This window comes from Vibrio sp. S234-5 (genome assembly GCF_000960595.1).
In the GTDB taxonomy this organism is placed as follows: domain Bacteria; phylum Pseudomonadota; class Gammaproteobacteria; order Enterobacterales; family Vibrionaceae; genus Vibrio.
In genome coordinates this window covers 1-354 of record NZ_JZAM01000196.1, presented here as the reverse complement: position 1 = coordinate 354, position 354 = coordinate 1, and the positions used below count along the sequence as shown (strand labels likewise).

Below are 354 nucleotides of genomic sequence, written 5' to 3'. Positions count from 1 at the left end.
CACGCTGAACCTAACGGGCAACGACAGTGCACCAGACGGCGGCCTGGAAATCACCCACATCAACGGCGTGGCGTTAACCGGCAATGCCCAAGACATCGCGGTGGACAATGGCACCGTGGTCATCGCGGCGGATGGCGCGATGACGTTCGAGCCAGCGGCTGACTTCAATGGTGAGATCAACTTCGGCTACCAGGTGAAAGACGCGGACGGCGATGTAGACAGCGCGAACGTGAAAGTGACCGTGAATGCCGTGAACGATGCGGTAGACGCGGTGAATGACGAAGTGACGGTTGCCGAAGACGGCAGCATCACGCTGAACCTAACGGGCAACGACAGTGCACCAGACGGCGGCCT

1 protein-coding gene is annotated in these 354 nt (G+C 60.2%); it reads left to right on the top strand.

Features of this window, described 5'->3' with window-relative positions; genetic code table 11:
- Positions 1-354 (top strand): Ig-like domain-containing protein (locus tag UF06_RS26840; RefSeq protein WP_045570301.1); only part of this gene is annotated, 354 nt, incomplete at both ends.